Annotated in this window: 14 protein-coding genes; 6 read left to right on the forward strand and 8 right to left on the reverse strand. The window is 71.9% G+C overall.

Annotation, left to right across the window (positions count from 1 at the left end):
* The coding region (locus CCS38_RS29430) for a bifunctional 4-hydroxy-2-oxoglutarate aldolase/2-dehydro-3-deoxy-phosphogluconate aldolase (RefSeq protein WP_223736401.1) at positions 1-664 on the reverse strand (664 nt) is incomplete at its 3' end.
* 298 nt (positions 665-962) lie between these two features.
* On the reverse strand, positions 963-1,418 hold the full coding sequence (locus CCS38_RS29435) for a guanyl-specific ribonuclease (protein WP_223736376.1): 456 nt from the start codon (positions 1,416-1,418) through the stop codon (positions 963-965).
* Positions 1,419-1,587: 169 nt separating this feature from the next.
* Here CCS38_RS29435 and CCS38_RS29440 point away from each other — a divergent pair, with 169 nt between their 5' ends.
* Both CCS38_RS29440 and CCS38_RS35595 read left to right on the forward strand, forming a co-directional pair.
* Positions 1,588-2,214, forward strand: a complete 627-nt coding sequence (locus tag CCS38_RS29440; protein WP_223736377.1) for a helix-turn-helix domain-containing protein — start codon at positions 1,588-1,590, stop codon at positions 2,212-2,214.
* Between the two features lie 29 nt (positions 2,215-2,243).
* Positions 2,244-2,414, forward strand: a complete 171-nt coding sequence (locus CCS38_RS35595; protein WP_223736378.1) for a DUF6126 family protein — start codon at positions 2,244-2,246, stop codon at positions 2,412-2,414.
* Positions 2,415-2,445: 31 nt separating this feature from the next.
* Here CCS38_RS35595 and CCS38_RS29450 read toward each other — a convergent pair whose 3' ends face one another.
* Positions 2,446-3,660, reverse strand: coding sequence for an acyltransferase family protein (locus CCS38_RS29450; RefSeq protein ID WP_223736379.1), 1,215 nt, complete (start codon positions 3,658-3,660; stop codon positions 2,446-2,448).
* Positions 3,657-5,909, reverse strand: coding sequence for a glycosyltransferase (locus CCS38_RS29455; RefSeq protein WP_223736380.1), 2,253 nt, complete (start codon positions 5,907-5,909; stop codon positions 3,657-3,659). Before CCS38_RS29455 ends, CCS38_RS29450 begins: the two co-directional genes overlap by 4 nt.
* Before the next feature lie 520 nt (positions 5,910-6,429).
* Here CCS38_RS29455 and CCS38_RS29460 point away from each other — a divergent pair.
* Positions 6,430-7,083: a thiaminase II/PqqC family protein gene (locus CCS38_RS29460; RefSeq protein WP_223736381.1), complete on the forward strand. Its 654-nt coding sequence runs from the start codon at positions 6,430-6,432 to the stop codon at positions 7,081-7,083.
* A 67-nt stretch (positions 7,084-7,150) separates the two neighbouring features.
* On the opposite strand, the gene allB is transcribed toward CCS38_RS29460, so the two are convergent.
* Both allB and CCS38_RS29470 read right to left on the reverse strand, forming a co-directional pair.
* A complete protein-coding gene (gene allB, locus CCS38_RS29465; RefSeq protein WP_223736382.1) occupies positions 7,151-8,485 on the reverse strand; it encodes an allantoinase AllB in 1,335 nt (444 codons plus the stop codon).
* A gap of 186 nt (positions 8,486-8,671) precedes the next feature.
* Positions 8,672-9,478 carry an aspartate/glutamate racemase family protein gene (locus tag CCS38_RS29470; RefSeq protein ID WP_223736383.1) on the reverse strand — a complete coding sequence of 269 codons (807 nt, stop codon included), beginning with the start codon at positions 9,476-9,478 and terminating at the stop codon, positions 8,672-8,674.
* A 378-nt stretch (positions 9,479-9,856) separates the two neighbouring features.
* Between CCS38_RS29470 and CCS38_RS29475 the strand changes: the two genes are divergently transcribed.
* A complete protein-coding gene (locus CCS38_RS29475; RefSeq protein ID WP_223736384.1) occupies positions 9,857-10,657 on the forward strand; it encodes an IclR family transcriptional regulator in 801 nt (266 codons plus the stop codon).
* 171 nt (positions 10,658-10,828) lie between these two features.
* On the opposite strand, the gene CCS38_RS29480 is transcribed toward CCS38_RS29475, so the two are convergent.
* Positions 10,829-11,149, reverse strand: coding sequence for a DUF5955 family protein (locus tag CCS38_RS29480; RefSeq protein ID WP_223736385.1), 321 nt, complete (start codon positions 11,147-11,149; stop codon positions 10,829-10,831).
* 490 nt (positions 11,150-11,639) lie between these two features.
* On the opposite strand from CCS38_RS29480, the gene CCS38_RS29485 reads away from it, so the two are divergent.
* Together CCS38_RS29485 and aceB are read left to right on the forward strand one after the other, a co-directional pair.
* Positions 11,640-12,233: a nucleotidyltransferase family protein gene (locus tag CCS38_RS29485; protein ID WP_223736402.1), complete on the forward strand. Its 594-nt coding sequence runs from the start codon at positions 11,640-11,642 to the stop codon at positions 12,231-12,233.
* A 236-nt stretch (positions 12,234-12,469) separates the two neighbouring features.
* Positions 12,470-14,101, forward strand: coding sequence for a malate synthase A (aceB, locus tag CCS38_RS29490; RefSeq protein WP_223736386.1), 1,632 nt, complete (start codon positions 12,470-12,472; stop codon positions 14,099-14,101).
* Positions 14,102-14,177: 76 nt separating this feature from the next.
* Here aceB and CCS38_RS29495 read toward each other — a convergent pair whose 3' ends face one another.
* Positions 14,178-14,672 (reverse strand): hypothetical protein, encoded by a 495-nt coding sequence (locus tag CCS38_RS29495; RefSeq protein ID WP_223736387.1) that lies wholly within the window; start codon positions 14,670-14,672, stop codon positions 14,178-14,180.
* Between the last annotated feature and the right edge of the window lie 25 nt (positions 14,673-14,697).

The following is a 14,697-nucleotide window of genomic DNA, read 5'->3' on the forward strand; positions in this document are numbered from 1 at the left end:
CGTACAGGTCCAGCGCGCCGAGGCCCGGGGACTTGGCCGGCGGGGCGGCAGCGGCGAGGAGCGGGAGGAGGGCCGCGGCGCGCTTGGTGACCGTGTCGCGGTCGCCGGCGGAGAGCGCTGAGCCCATGCCGACCGCGACCGCGCCGGCGGCGATCCACTCCGGGGCGCTCTCGACGGTCACACCGCCCGTCGGCAGCAGCGGCGCCTGCGGCAGCGCCGCACGGACGTCCTTGAGCCAGCCGGGGCCGTAGCCGGAGGCCGGGAAGAGCTTCAGCGCGTCGGCGCCCAGCTCCAGCGCGCGCACCATTTCGGTGGGCGTGGCGACGCCCGCGAAGACCGGGAGGCCGTACCGATGGCCCGTGCCGATCACCTCGGCGTCCAGATGGGGCGAGACCAGGAAGCGGGCGCCCGCGTCCACGGCCATCCGTGCGGAGGCCGCGTCCAGGACCGTGCCCGCGCCTATGATCGCGTCGTCGCCCAGCTCACGGGTGAGCGTGGTGACCGCTTCCAGCGCGAACGGCGTGGTCAGCGAGATCTCCAGGCTGGTGATACCGGCCGACAGCAGCGTGTCGGCAGTGGCGCTGGCCTCGTCGTAGGTCTCGCTGCGGACGATGGCGAAAACGCGCTGAGCCAGTGCGGCCCGGGTGATCTCCCAGCGGTACACGACTGCTCGCCGCCCTTTCATGGTCACTCCCGCACACGGCGTCACCGCCGTGCCCCCTCGGGAACTGTTCCGATGCGCCGGTGGTCGGGCTCCGCCGCAGGTCGCCGCCTTGAGGCCGCTTTGCCGCCGATGCCCGCCCGGTCGCTGTTTCCACCGAAACGCTACCGGCAACCGCTGACAATCCCTCAGCGGGGGGTGCGACTTGATTTCCGGGCGGCGCCCGCGGGGCCCGGCACGCCGGGGAAAACACAGCGGCGGCCGGGGCACCGCCCCGGCCGCCGCACTGGTCCCGCGCCGCTCAGCAGCCGCGGTCCACCAGGTCGAAGGTCTCGTAGTGGTCGGCGGTGTAGTAGTCCTCGTCGGTCTGCTCACCGGTGACGATGCGCCGGGCGCCGCGGTCCGGGGAGCCGGGGGTCTCGACGGTGTACTCGTGGTAGTACCCGCTGGGCTGCTGCGGCAGGACGCCCTCCCGGTTGGAGAAGACGCCGCCGTCCTGCGGATAGGGGTAGGGGCCGCCCTTGTCGATGAGGTCCAGGGTCTCGTGTGCCTCGCCGGGCAGCTTCGAGTAGCAGATCTCGCCGACGGCGGCCGCGTGCACGGAAGTCGCGTGCACGGAGGCCGCGGGCGCCGCGTACGCCACCGCTGCGGGGGCGGTCGCGGGCGCGGCGGCGACGGCGGTGGGGCCCGCGAGGAACAGGGCCGAGGCGAGGGCACCGAGGGCGCCGATCCGGGTGATCCGTGGGGGGATTCTCATGACGTACAGCATGACGCGCGTAGACATGGACCTGTCAATCCAAGTGCGGGAAGTTTCCCGGGAGTTCACAGGAAGGGAAAGGGCGCGGGAGGCTCCACGAGGCTTGTCGCTTCTTTGCCTCAGAGGCAAAACTTTTGCCCCTCGGGCCGGAGCTGGCTATACCAGAGATATGACCGAACCCCTGGACAACGGGTCCGACGGCGCGGCCGAAGAGCTGCCCGTCGTCGCGCCCCGCCTGCGTGACCTGCGGCGCCGCGCGGGGCTCACCCTGGAGACCGCGGCCCGGCGGGTCGGTCTGTCGCCCGCGCACCTCTCGCGCCTGGAGACCGGGCGCCGCCAGCCCTCGCTGCCGATGCTGCTCTCCCTGGCACGGACGTACGCCACCACGGTATCCGACCTGCTCGGCGAGACCGCGCCGGAGCTCCAGCCGGTGTTCCGCGGCAGCGACGCCGAGCCCTCGGAGGCGGGCGGCTGGACGTACTGGCCGATGGGCGGCCCCGGACGGGCCATGCAGGCGCTGCGGGTGTTCGTCCCGCCACACGACGGCCAGGCCGAACTGGTGCGGGTGCACCCCGGCGAGGAGTGGCTGTACGTGCTCAAGGGGCGGCTGCGGCTCACGCTCGGCGAGACGCAGCAGCTCCTCGATCCGGGCGACGCGGCGCACTTTGACTCGCTCACGCCGCACCGCATCGCCGACGCCGCCGGCAGCGGCACGGAGATCCTCTTCGTCCATACCCTCATGCAGAGCGGCACCGCCGAACTGTGCCTGGGCGGCGGCACCCGCCGCGGCCTGTGAAGCCGCCCGTCGTGGAAAGGATCAGCACCGTGTCCGAGCAGCCCGCGTCCCCGCCGGCGTCCGCCGGAGCCCGTAAGGACGATGTCGAGGACCGGGCTCCGCTCGGACTGTCCGTACGGGTCGCCCTCTACGTTGTCGGCTCGCACGTCCTCCTGGCGTTCCTCAGCTTCATCGTGGTCATGCTGAAGTCCGCCTCCTGAGTCCGTCCTCCGATGAGGGGCCGCACCGCGGCTACCGGGTCACCACCCCCGCATAGAAGTCGCGCCGCCGGCCGCGCCCGTCCCTGAGCCGGTACAGCAGGCTCGACGGGTACTCGATGACCCAATAACTGGCCACCGCGACCGGCACCGCCACCAGCAGCACGACCGCCACCGCCCACCAGAAGCCCGCCGGGCGCCCCGGCAGCAGACCCCATTGGTACAGCTGCAGCATGACCGGCTCGTGCCAGATGAAGAGGCTGTAGCTGACCAGGCCGAGGTAGGTGAGCCAGCGGGCCCGCAGCAGGCGGTGCCAGCGGACCCGGCCGCGGGCGTGGACGACGCCGAGCATCAGCGCCACCCACGCCAGCGCGGCGAGCGGGTGGTAGAAGGTGAAGCCGGGGTTCTCCGGCCGCGAGTGCCAGGACAGCCAGTACACCGCCGCCACGGCCACCACCGAAAGCGCGGCCGCCACCCCGCCCGGCAGCCGTCCCCGGCCGCGGAGGGCGACCACGAGCACGGCCAGGCCCATGCCGGCCGCGAAGCCGCTGAAGCGGGCCTGCGGGCCGAAGTACACCGTCCAGTCGGTGTGCGGCACCCCGTACCCGTAGCGGGCGACGGCCACCCACACGACGGGCAGCACGAAGAGCAGCAGGCAGCCCGCGGCGCACACGGCGACGCGCGCGCCGCGGCGGCGCAGCGGGCGGCAGGCGCGGACGGCCAGCGGACCCAGTACGACGAGCGCGAGGTAGAACACCACTTCCAGCGACAGCGACCAGGCGGGCCCGAGCGTGTAGAAGATCTGCCGCTGGTCGAAGACGTGGGTGAAGGTGAGGTGCTCCACCAGGTCCAGCCAGTTGCCGCCCAGTTCGTGGTTGCGGCTCGACCAGACGACCAGTACCGCGATGAAGTACAGCGGCACGATGCGCACCGCCCGCCGGAAGAGGAACAGCCGTCCCGGGCGGGACGGGCCGCCGTCGATGGCGGCGCGCGCGTACGAGAGCGTGAGCAGGTACGCGGAGACCACGAAGAAGAAGTCGATGACTTCGAGGGAGAGCAGCGCGGTGAGGTAGGGACTGTCCACCGGCGGGTGCGAGCCGGCCGCGTCGTACACGTGGTACTGCTGCCAGACGTGGAAGACCACCGTGCTCAGCGCGGCGATGCCGCGGAAGCCCTGGATCTCCTCGGCCTTGCTGCGGACGGCCACCGACTCCTCGCTGCGCGCGCCGGCCAGGGTCGTCGCCGTCATGGGCGCTCCCCCGCCGCCGCTGCCGGGGCCGCCGCGCGCGGGGTGACCCGCCAGCGCCGGTCCCCCAGCGCCTCCTTCATGCACGCCTGCCGCGCGAGCGTGTTCTTGAAGTGCGTGTAGAAGAACGTCGACAGGAGCGCGTAGCTCCAGAACCAGCCGCGGCGGCGGCGCAGTTCCGGTACGGCGAGCCGCCAGGCGAAGGCGGCCTGCACGAGGCCCGCCGAGAGCGTGAAGACCATCGCGAGCAGGCAGACCGGCACGGTCCAGTCCAGCTTGCCGAGGCCGCCGGCCTTCCACACCGAGTACATCAGGATGGGCCACATCTGGAGCGTCAGCCAGGGCTGCACCTCGCGCCAGCCCAGCAGGACGAGCAGCCCGGCCTTCTGACGGGGCGTGAAATTCGGTGACCGCAGGCTGCGCCACAGGTGTTTGAGGGAGACCTGGAGCCAGCCCTGGGCCCATCGCGAGCGCTGGTTCCACAGCGGCTTGAGCATGGTCGGCGAGAGCTCGCGGGAGATCAGGGTGCGGTCGACGGTGAAGCGCGCGCCTTCGTTCAGCGCGCGCATCGTGGAGTCGATGTCCTCGGTGAGCATCGAGCCGTGCATTCGGGTACGGGCGAGCAGGTCCGTGCGCCAGAAGCCGTTGGAGCCGCCGAAGACGCCGAAGCCGTACAGGCGTGTACGGCCCGGATGGCTGACCGCGTAGATCGCCTCGAACTCCACGGCGACCAGCTTCGCCACCCACGAACTGTCGCCGTTCCGCACCACGCAGTGCCCCTGAACGACGTCGTAGCCGTGCGAGAGCCAGTGCCAGGCGTGCTGGAAGGCGCCCGGGGCCGGGTGGTGGTCCGCGTCGAAGATCCCGACGATCTCGCCGCGCACCCGGGTCACCGCCGCGTTGACGTTCTGCGCCTTGGAGGTGCTGCCCGCGACCGGCATCAGGACCAGCCGCGGGTCGCGCGCCGCCATCTCGCGGAGCGTGTCCTCGATGGGCAGCGGGTCCGGGGTGTTGTACGCGAGCACGACCTCGAAGTCGTTCGGGTAGTCCAGGCGGAGGAAGGATTCCACGGTGTCGACGATGGTCGCCGCCTCGTTCGGGAGGTACGCGGCGATGATCGCGCTGGCGGGCGGGTACGGCTGCGCGGGCCGTTCCGGGCGGCGCGGCGCGTCCAGCGAGAACAGGCACTCGATGACGATCAGCGCTGCCGAGATGAGCAGCCCGGCCACCACGACCCAGTACATCACCGAGCCCACGTCCCAGCCCCAGCCGTACGCCTGCTGGTAGACCACGAACGGCAGGCCCACTCCGAGGGGCAGCACGACCAGCGAGGAGAGGGACGTGAGGCGGGCGCGGAGCGCCGCGCCGAAGGGGTTGCGGCGGCGGTGCGAGGCGCGCATCCAGGGCGCGTACGCCACCGGGCGCAGGTCGCGGTGGCTGGTGGACTGGGCGACCGCGGCGAGCGCCTTCTCGACGGCCTGCGCCGGTCCGGTGCAGTCGGCGAGCGGGACGAGGCCGGTGGCCGGGGTGAGCCGGACGTTCTCGTCGGCGACGACGAAGCGGGTGGAGGCGACGGCGTGCGCGAACTTCTCCAGGCCGCGCCGGGCCGTCTCCTCGTCGATGCCGGGCAGCAGCATCAGCAGGTGCCCGTCGTCGTCCCAGCCGAAGCGGTCGCAGGTGCTGCCGAGCCGTTCGGCGACGCCGGCCAGCCGCTCGGCGACCTCGCGCCGGACGCGCGGGCCCAACCGGTGCTCCAGTGCGCCCATTTCGGCTACGGCGACCATGGCCATGACACCTTGAGCGCCGGAGCGGCGCCCGGTCCCCGGCCGCTGGAACTCCCGCTCCAGCTCGTCCAGGAAGTGCCGGCGGGAGTAGAGCCCGGTACGCGGATCCAGCAGCAGCTGCTCGACCGGTACGGGGACGCGGTGCAGCTTCGCCTCGATACGGGCGGCGAGTTCGACCGGGTCGGAGGCGTCGGCAACGCAGTCGTCGGCGCCGTGCCGCAGCAGGTCGGCGACCTCGGCGGAGCCGGGACCGGAGGTGACCATGACAAGCGGCAGTGCGCGTCCGGCGGGCGCTGCCCGGACCTCGCGGATCACCTCCCGCCCGTCCCGGCCGTCGTTCAGGGCGACCACGGCGTCCGGCGTGGCCTGCCGGACCTGCGTGCTCACCAGTCCGGGCGTGACCTGCCGTACGTCGTGGCCGGTGGCCCGCAGCGTGTGCGTGAGCCGGTCGAGCCGGGGACCCGGCATACCGACGGCGAGGACCCGTCCGGCACTCCCCTTGGACGGTGGTGAACCCGTGGCCGTGGAGCGGGAGTTGGGAGGCAGTTGGGCTTGATTGTCGGGGTGCGATATCAGCACCGTGAGGGTTCCTTCCTTGCGTGAGGGCGCGCGAAGAACCGGGCAGGGCCGCGACGTGGGCGGCCTCGTACCCGGGCAGGGGTGAGCTGTTCAGCCGGAGTGGCCGGTTCTTCGGCGGGACGCACGCGGGCCGGCGCAGCAGGCACCGGCGCGGGAAGGGGATTCCAGCGGATTGCGCATCTGAGTGGTCCCATCCTGATCGGATTGTGGGGGAGGACCGGAATATGTGGTCACCGGCGTCCGTCATGTGGGGGACGGGCGTCGGCTTCACTAGCCTCACCGGTCACTGTGACACCACACCTACGGATACGTAACGCAATGATTAAGGCCCCGAGCGGCCGCTCTGTCGCCACACTGGAGAGGACCACGCGGGGCACCGCCCCGCCGTTGCCCGCCGAGGAGGCCGCCCATGGCCCGTTCCGCGACCGATGTCCTCGACTCAGCCGTGCGGGAGCTGACCCCCGCACCCGACGCCAATCCCCTCGTACCGGCCATCGCCGCAGGTGAGGCGCCGCGCGAGGTCTTCGCCGCGCTCGCCCTGGAGCAGCACCACATCATCGCCTCGGACCGGCGCAGCTTCCGCCACCTCGCCGGCCGGGCCGCCGCCGAGCCACCGCTCGCGGCGTTCTTCACCTTCCTCGCCGACGGGGAGGGCGTCGCGCTGGAGCACGTCCGCACCCTCGCCGCGGCCTGCGGCCTGACGGAGAAGGAAGTCGCGGCGTACGAACCGCGGCCGGGCTGCCAGGCATACCCGGCGTACGCGGCGTGGCTCGCGCTCGGCGCCGAACCGGCCGATGCCGTACTGGCCCTCGCCGCCAACTTCGCCGCCTGGGGCGACTACTGCCGCGCCGTCGGCCAGGCCATGCGCCACCGCTACGGCTTCACCGACGAGGCGTGCGCCTTCTTCGACTTCTTCGCCGACCCGGCCCCCGAGCTGACCGACCGCACCCTGACAGCCCTCCAGCACGGCCTGGACTCCACAACCCTCGACCTCCCCCTGGCCCACCGCTACGGCCGCCACCTCCAGGCGTACGAGCTGATGTTCTGGGAGACGCTTGCCTGAAGGGGGCGCGGCGGGGCCGGTGACACGGTGGGCGCGGCGGGGCCGTTGGCCCGCCGCGCCCCATGCGTCAGTCCCGTACGAGCAGTTCGCCCGCCGGATCGGTCAGGTCGCCCGCGTCGTTGATCTTCTGGCCGCGGAGCCAGGTGGAGCGGACCACGCCGTGCAGGGTCTTGCCCGCGTACGCCGTGATCTTGTTGCGGTGCTGGAGGGCCGCCGGGTCGACCGTGAAGGTCGCGTCCGGGTCGAGGACCGCGAAGTCGGCGTCGCGGCCGGGGACGATGGCGCCCTTCTGCTCGAGGCCGACCAGGGCGGCGGGGGCCGCCGCCATCCAGCGGACCACGTCCTCCAGGGAGTGGCCGCGGGCGCGGGCCGCCGTCCAGATCGCGGGCAGGCCGAGCTGGAGGGAGGAGATGCCGCCCCAGGCGTTGCCGAAGTCCGGGGTCTTCAGGTCGGTGGTGGAGGGCGAGTGGTCGGAGACGATGCAGTCGATCGTGCCGTCGGCCAGGCCCTGCCACAGCGCGTCCTGGTTCGCGGACTCGCGGATCGGCGGGCAGCACTTGAACTCCGTCGCGCCGTCCGGGATCTCCTCGGCGGTGAGCGTGAGGAAGTGCGGGCAGGTCTCGACCGTGAGCTTGACGCCCTCCGCCTTCGCGGCCGCGATCAGCGGCAGCGCGTCGGAGGAGGAGAGGTGCAGTACGTGCACCCGGGCGTCGAGGCGCTTGGCGAGGGCGATCAGGCCGGCGATCGCGTCGTTCTCGGACACCCGCGGCCGGGAGGCCAGGAAGTCGGCGTACTTGGGGCCGCTGACGGGCGGCGCGCTCTCCAGGTGGTCCGGGTCCTCCGCATGCACGATGAGCAGGCCGCCGAAGCCGGCGATCTCGCCCAGGGCCGCGGCCAGTTGCTCCTGGTCGAGCTGCGGGAACTCGTCCACGCCGGAGGGCGAGAGGAAGCACTTGAAGCCGAAGACGCCGGCGTCGTGCAGCGGCCGCAGGTCCTTGACGTTGCCGGGGATGGCACCGCCCCAGAAGCCCACGTCGATGTGCGCCTTGGGCCGGGCGACCTCGCGCTTGATGTCGAGGTTCTCGGCCGTGGTGGTCGGCGGGAGGCTGTTGAGCGGCATGTCCACGAGGGTGGTGATGCCGCCGGCGGCGGCCGCGCGGGTGGCGGTCCAGAAGCCCTCCCACTCCGTCCGGCCCGGATCGTTGACGTGGACGTGGGTGTCGACGAGCCCGGGCAGGAGGACATCGTCGCCGAAGTCCTCGACCCGTGCCCCGGCCGGCACCGAGGCGTCGTACGGCAGCACCGCGGCAATCTTCCCGTCCTTGACGGTGACGGACGCCGCGCGCGTCCCCTCCGGAGTGATGACCCGCGTGGAGCGGAGCACCAGCTGTACGTCGGACACCCGGTCCCCTTTCTTGTTGCTCGGCGCGAGTGCGGCGTTTCCGCACTGCGAAATTCAACTTTCTGTTGAAGAGTCTTCACTTCGGGCGGCGGCCCGTCAAGACCCTTCAGTGGCCGTCGGCGGCCGTCACCCGCACCTGCTGCGGGGCCGCCCGCACCGCCCTGACCTGCGGCGGGAGTGGAGATGTCAGATGCCTGACGTCTCCGCGGAAAAGTCTGTGTCACGGGCGGACGGAACGGCCGAAGCGGACGACTGCGACGCCTGCTGCGACGTCTGGCCGCTGATCGGCCAGCCGCCGATCCGCTTCGGGCGCGGCGCGGCGAAGCTGCGTACCGTACTCGTGGTGAGCCCCAGGCCGACCACGGCCTCGGCGAACTTCACGGCCGCCGCGACGCCGTCGACGACCGGCACGCCCAGCTCGGCCGCGACCTTCTCCTGCAGCCCGGCCATCCCGCCGCAGCCCAGGCAGATCACCTCGGCACCCTCGCGGACGAGCTCGCGGGCCGTCTCGACGATGATCCGCTCGGTCCGCCGCGCGTCCTCCTCCAGCTCCAGCACGCCGAGGCCGGTGCCGCGGACGCCGGCGCAGCGCTGCAGCAGGCCCGCGGTCAGCAGCCGGTCGCCGATCTGCGGCACGGCACGGTCGAGGGTGGTGACGACGCCGTAGGAGTGGCCGAGCATCATCGCCATCTGGGCGGCGCTCTCGGTGATGTCCAGGACGGGCACGTCCAGCAGCTCCTGGGCACCCTCCCGGCCCGGCTCGCCGAACCCGGCCATGACCAGGGCGTCGAAGGGGGTGTCGATGGTGGCGAGGCGGTCCAGTACGGCCGCGGCGCTGAGGTACCCCTCGAAGTGGCCCTCGATCGACTCCGGACCCCAGAGCGGTTCGGTGGCGATGATCTCGGTGCCGGGGGCCGCCACAGCGGTGGCGGTGGCACGGATCGACGCGGTCATGGAGGCCGTGGTGTTCGGGTTCATGACAAGAATGCGCATGACGCTCCAGGAAGCCGGAGGCTTCGGCCGGGAAGCGCGACAGGGCGGCCCGGGGTGGACACGGGCCCGGCAGCGGGGGCTCCGAGGGGGGCCGGCCCGGCGCTTCGGTGAATTGGAGGATTCCACAGAATGGGCAGTAGCTTTCGCGTTGCAGAACGTAGCTTTGCCCACTAGGGCCGTCAAGGGATTCTCGCGAGTAACCCCGGTCGACCCTGGTCGACCCCCGTGTCCGCCGCCAAACGGGGGCTGACCGGCGGGAACGACTGTGCGATAGACAGTGTGTCGACAGGATGAGACCGGTAGGCTGCTCCGGTCGGACGCGGAATTCCTCTCTGCACGCGCCGGGCCCGACACCACCTGATCCGAAAGGAACGCGACGTGCCGCCGTCCAGCGCCAGCACTTCCGACGCAGCCAAGCCCGCAGCCGCGAGCGGCGGCGTCCAGTCTCTCGAGCGCGCCTTCGACCTGCTGGAACGGATGGCAGACGCCGGCGGCGAAGTGGGTCTCAGCGAGCTGTCGGCCAGCAGCGGGCTGCCGCTGCCCACCATCCACCGCCTGATGCGCACGCTGGTGGCCTGCGGTTACGTACGCCAGCAGCCCAACCGCCGGTACGCGCTCGGCCCCCGCCTGATCCGCCTCGGCGAGAGCGCCGCGCGGCTGCTGGGCACCTGGGCCCGCCCCTACCTGGCCCGGCTGGTCGAGGAGACCGGCGAGACGGCGAACATGGCGCTGCTGGACGGCGACGAGATCGTGTACGTGGCGCAGGTGCCGTCCCGGCACGCGGTGCGCATGTTCACCGAGGTCGGCCGGCGGGTGCTGCCGCACACCACGGGCGTGGGCAAGGCGCTGCTGGCGGGCCACGCGCCGGAGGAGGTCCGCGCGCTGCTGGGCCGTACGGGCATGCCGGCCGCGACCGAGAAGACGATCACCGAGCCGGACGCCTTCCTGGCCGCCCTCGAAGAGGTCGACCGGCAGGGCTTCGCGGTGGACGACAACGAGCAGGAGATCGGCGTGCGCTGCATCGCCGTGCCGGTCCCGGACTCCCCGACCGCCGCGGCCATCTCGATCTCCGGCCCGACCGGCCGGGTCACCGAGGCCGCCACGGACAAGATCGTGCCGGTCCTCCAGGAGGTCGCCCGCGAGCTGTCGGTGGCGCTGGCGAACCAGAACCCGGCGTAGCGGACCGCCGCTGACGTACGAGGCGGGGCGCGGGGCTGGTGGCCCCGCGCCCCGCCTCGTATCTCTCTCCCGGACTCTTCCGCCGCTGCGGGATCCCCGTGGGGCATCCCCGTGGGGCCCCTGTGGGATTCCCGTGGGCCCCCGTGGGATCCCCGTGGGCCCCCTGTGGGATCAGCCGCGCGGCATGTCACCGAAGAGGTCGATGACCTTGCGTACCTCGGTGAGCGTCGGCGACAGCGCGCTGACCGAGCCCACCGCTCCCGCGATCAGCAGCAGCGAGCGGCGCAGCCGCGGCACTTCCGGCGTGCCGCCGCTCACCATGGCGTCCAGCGCGGCCAGTTCCTCCTCGGCGACGCCCCGGTCGGGCAGTTCCGCCGGGTACCCGGCCAGCTCGCGGCGGAGCCTGGCGACAGCCACGCGCAGCGCTTCGACGCGCGGATCGTCCCCGACCCCGGTCTCCTGCCTCGCCTTCTGCCTCTGCCATTGCTCCACAACGACGGCACCCTCCACGGCCGTTGGTTCGCACCGCACCTCATCGCCCCCTCACCCGGCCCCGCTCCATCGGGAAGCCGCGGATCAGTTAACGCCACGGTGCGCTATTCGCGCCATACGGAGAGCGAAATTCAGTTGGACCCTTCACCAACCGGCACATGACGCCCGACCGGCCCGTCCGGTGCCCCGCCGGGGTCCGGCGCCCCCGCGGCCGGGAGCGTCACGACCGTGACCGGCGCCGTTCACCTCCTGCCCGCCGGCAAATCTGTCGCAGAATCGCCGTCGCTCCGGTTGTCGCTTGACTTCCGGCCCGCGCCCGTGGTGCGCCGGGCGCACCGGCCGGTACGCACGACGGTATGTGCTGCGATGCGCCGTGATGCGGTAAGCAGACCCCATGACAGACCCCATGACGTCCTCCGGCGCGGACGCGCACCCCACCACTCCCCCGCCCTCTTCGCCCGCGAAGGCCGGGCGGCCCCCCGTCGCCGGCCTGCTGCTCGCGGCCGGCGGCGGGCGGCGGCTGGGCGGGCGTCCCAAGGCGCTGCTGGACTTCCGCGGCCGGCCGCTGGTCGAGAACGCCGCGCGGGTGCTGCGCGAGGGCGGCTGCGGCCCGGTGCACATCGTGCTGGGCGCTGCGGCGGACACGGTGCGCGCGCGGGCCGAGCTGTCCGGGTACGCGGTCACCGAGAACCCGGACTGGGCGCAGGGCATGGGCAGCTCGCTGCGCGCCGGTCTCGCCTCGCTGGCCGGTACGGGCGCGGGCGCCGTACTGGTCTCCCTCGTCGACCAGCCGGGCATCGGATCCGCGGCGGTGGCCCGGCTGGTGGCGGCGTACGAGGCGGGCGCGGATCTGGCGGCGGCGGTGTACGAGGGGCGGCGCGGGCACCCGGTCCTGGTCGGGGCGGAACGCTGGGCCGCGGTCGCGGCGGGCGCGACGGGCGACCGGGGCGCGCGGGACTATCTCGCGGCGCACGCGGATGCCCTCACGCTCGTCGAGTGCGCGGACGTGGCCGAGCCGTACGACATCGACACCCCGGCCGACCTGCCCCGGCTCGGTGCCCCTGGACGGGGGCCCGGACGGTAATGGAGCGTGACCACGATGGCACTCAGCGCCATTCGATCACCTCATCTGTCGATCAAAAGAATCTCGACGTCAACAAACCATTGAACTTCCGCCATAAGGAAACTACTCTCCACTGGTCAGAAGCGCCCTGAACCCCAGACGGCGCCCGCGACCGTATCTCGGAGCCCTCGGCACCCAGTGCCGCCAGGGCGCCCCGGCGGCCGTCAAGGCACCGCTGCTGAATGGAGTGACAGCCCATGTCCGCACCAGCGCCGTCCCCGCTGGCCATCGTCGAAGCCGAGCCCCTGGAGCGTCAGGGCGAGGTCCTCACCGAGGCCGCCCTGGCCTTTGTGGCTGAGCTGCACCGCCGGTTCACCCCCCGCCGCGACGAACTCCTCGCCCGCCGCGACGAGCGCCGCGCGGAGATCGCCCGCACCAGCACCCTGGACTTCCTCCCCGAGACCGCGCACATCCGCGCGGACGACTCCTGGAAGGTCGCCGAGGCCCCCGCGGCCCTCAACGACCGCCGGGTGGAGATCACCGGTCCCACCGACCGGAAGATGACCATCAACGCGCTCAACTCGGGCGCCAAGGTCTGGCTCGCCGACTTCGAGGACGCCTCCGCTCCCACCTGGGAGAACGTCGTCCTCGGCCAGCTCAACCTGATCGACGCGTACGAGCGCCGGATCGACTTCACCGACGAGCGCAGCGGCAAGTCCTACGCGCTGAAGCCCGCCGAGGAGCTCGCGACCGTCGTGATGCGCCCCCGCGGCTGGCACCTCGACGAGCGCCACCTCCAGCTCGACGGCAAGCCCGTCCCCGGCGCCCTGGTCGACTTCGGCCTGTACTTCTTCCACAACGCGAAGCGCCTGCTCGACCTCGGCAAGGGCCCGTACTTCTACCTCCCGAAGACGGAGTCGCACCTGGAGGCCCGCCTCTGGAACGAGATCTTCGTCTTCGCGCAGGACTACGTGGGCGTGCCCCAGGGCACCATCCGCGCCACGGTCCTCATCGAGACGATCACCGCGGCGTACGAGATGGAGGAGATCCTCTACGAGCTGCGCGACCACGCCTCCGGCCTGAACGCCGGCCGCTGGGACTACCTCTTCTCGATCGTGAAGAACTTCCGCGACGGCGGCGCCAAGTTCGTCCTCCCGGACCGCAACGCGGTCACGATGACGGCCCCGTTCATGCGCGCGTACACCGAACTCCTGGTCCGTACGTGCCACAAGCGCGGCGCGCACGCGATCGGCGGCATGGCGGCCTTCATCCCGAACCGCCGGGACCCCGAGGCCAACGAGAAGGCGCTCGCCAAGGTCAAGAACGACAAGGACCGCGAGGCCGGCGACGGCTTCGACGGCTCCTGGGTCGCCCACCCCGACCTGGTCCCGATCGCCCGCGCCTCCTTCGACGCGGTGCTGGGCGACAAGCCCAACCAGAAGGAGCGCCTCCGCGAAGACGTCTCCGTCTCCGCCGCCGACCTGATCGCCATCGACTCCCTCGACGCCAAGCCCACGTACCAGGGCCTGGTCGACGCGGTCCAGGTCGGCACCCGCTACATCGAGGCATGGCTGCGCGGCCTCGGCGCCGTCGCCATCTTCGGCCTGATGGAGGACGCGGCCACCGCCGAGATCTCCCGCTCCCAGATCTGGCAGTGGGTCGACGCGGGCGTCGTCTTCCAGGAGCCGGGCCACGAGGGCGAAAAGGTCACCGCCGACCTCGTCCGCCGCATCGCCGACGAGGAACTGGCCGCCATCCGCAAGGAGGTGGGCGAGGAAGCCTTCACCACCGGCAAGTGGCAGCAGGCCCACGACCTCCTCCTCCAGGTCTCCCTCGACACCGACTACGCCGCCTTCCTGACCCTCCCGGCGTACGAACTCCTGGACTGACGCACGCCACGCGCCAGAGCCCTCGGGAATGCCCCGTGCCACCCGGCGCGGGGCATTCCCGTATCCCCGGCACGGCTCACCCGAAGCCGGCCTCCGTGAAGCAGCACCCGCCACGTTCGTCGGGCGACAGGACCCGCACCGAGGCGAGCCGCGGAGCCTGCCGGAAGTACTGGCGGAAGCCGGCCGCGCGGAACTTCAGGTCGAACGCGTGGCCTTCGATGTGCCACTGGGGGATGTCGGCTCTGCCGTCGTCCGGCACCAGTCGGTGCACGTCGTCGATCGTCAGCTCCGGGTACGTCCCCTTGTAATCGAAGTCGCCTTCCAGGTCCCAGAATTCATCGAAAACCAATGTCGCCGGGGACATCCAGAAGGAGAAGTACTTCGCCGGCGGGACCGGATGGACCCAGCGCACGATGTAGTCGAGGTCCAGCAGGAGGCGTGGCAGAACGCCATCGGTGCGCTGCACGTGCAAGCCATGGACAGTGGCGTCGTGCCAGCCCATCTCCTCGAAGTCGGCTTCGCTCCAGACACTCTTCGAGAGCCCCGATTCCGGGTGTCCACCATCGCTCATGCCCGCATCCAACCAGCCCTGCGCC

Origin of the sequence: Streptomyces purpurogeneiscleroticus, assembly GCF_020024005.1 — a bacterium.
GTDB classification, from domain to species: domain Bacteria; phylum Actinomycetota; class Actinomycetes; order Streptomycetales; family Streptomycetaceae; genus Streptomyces; species Streptomyces purpurogeneiscleroticus.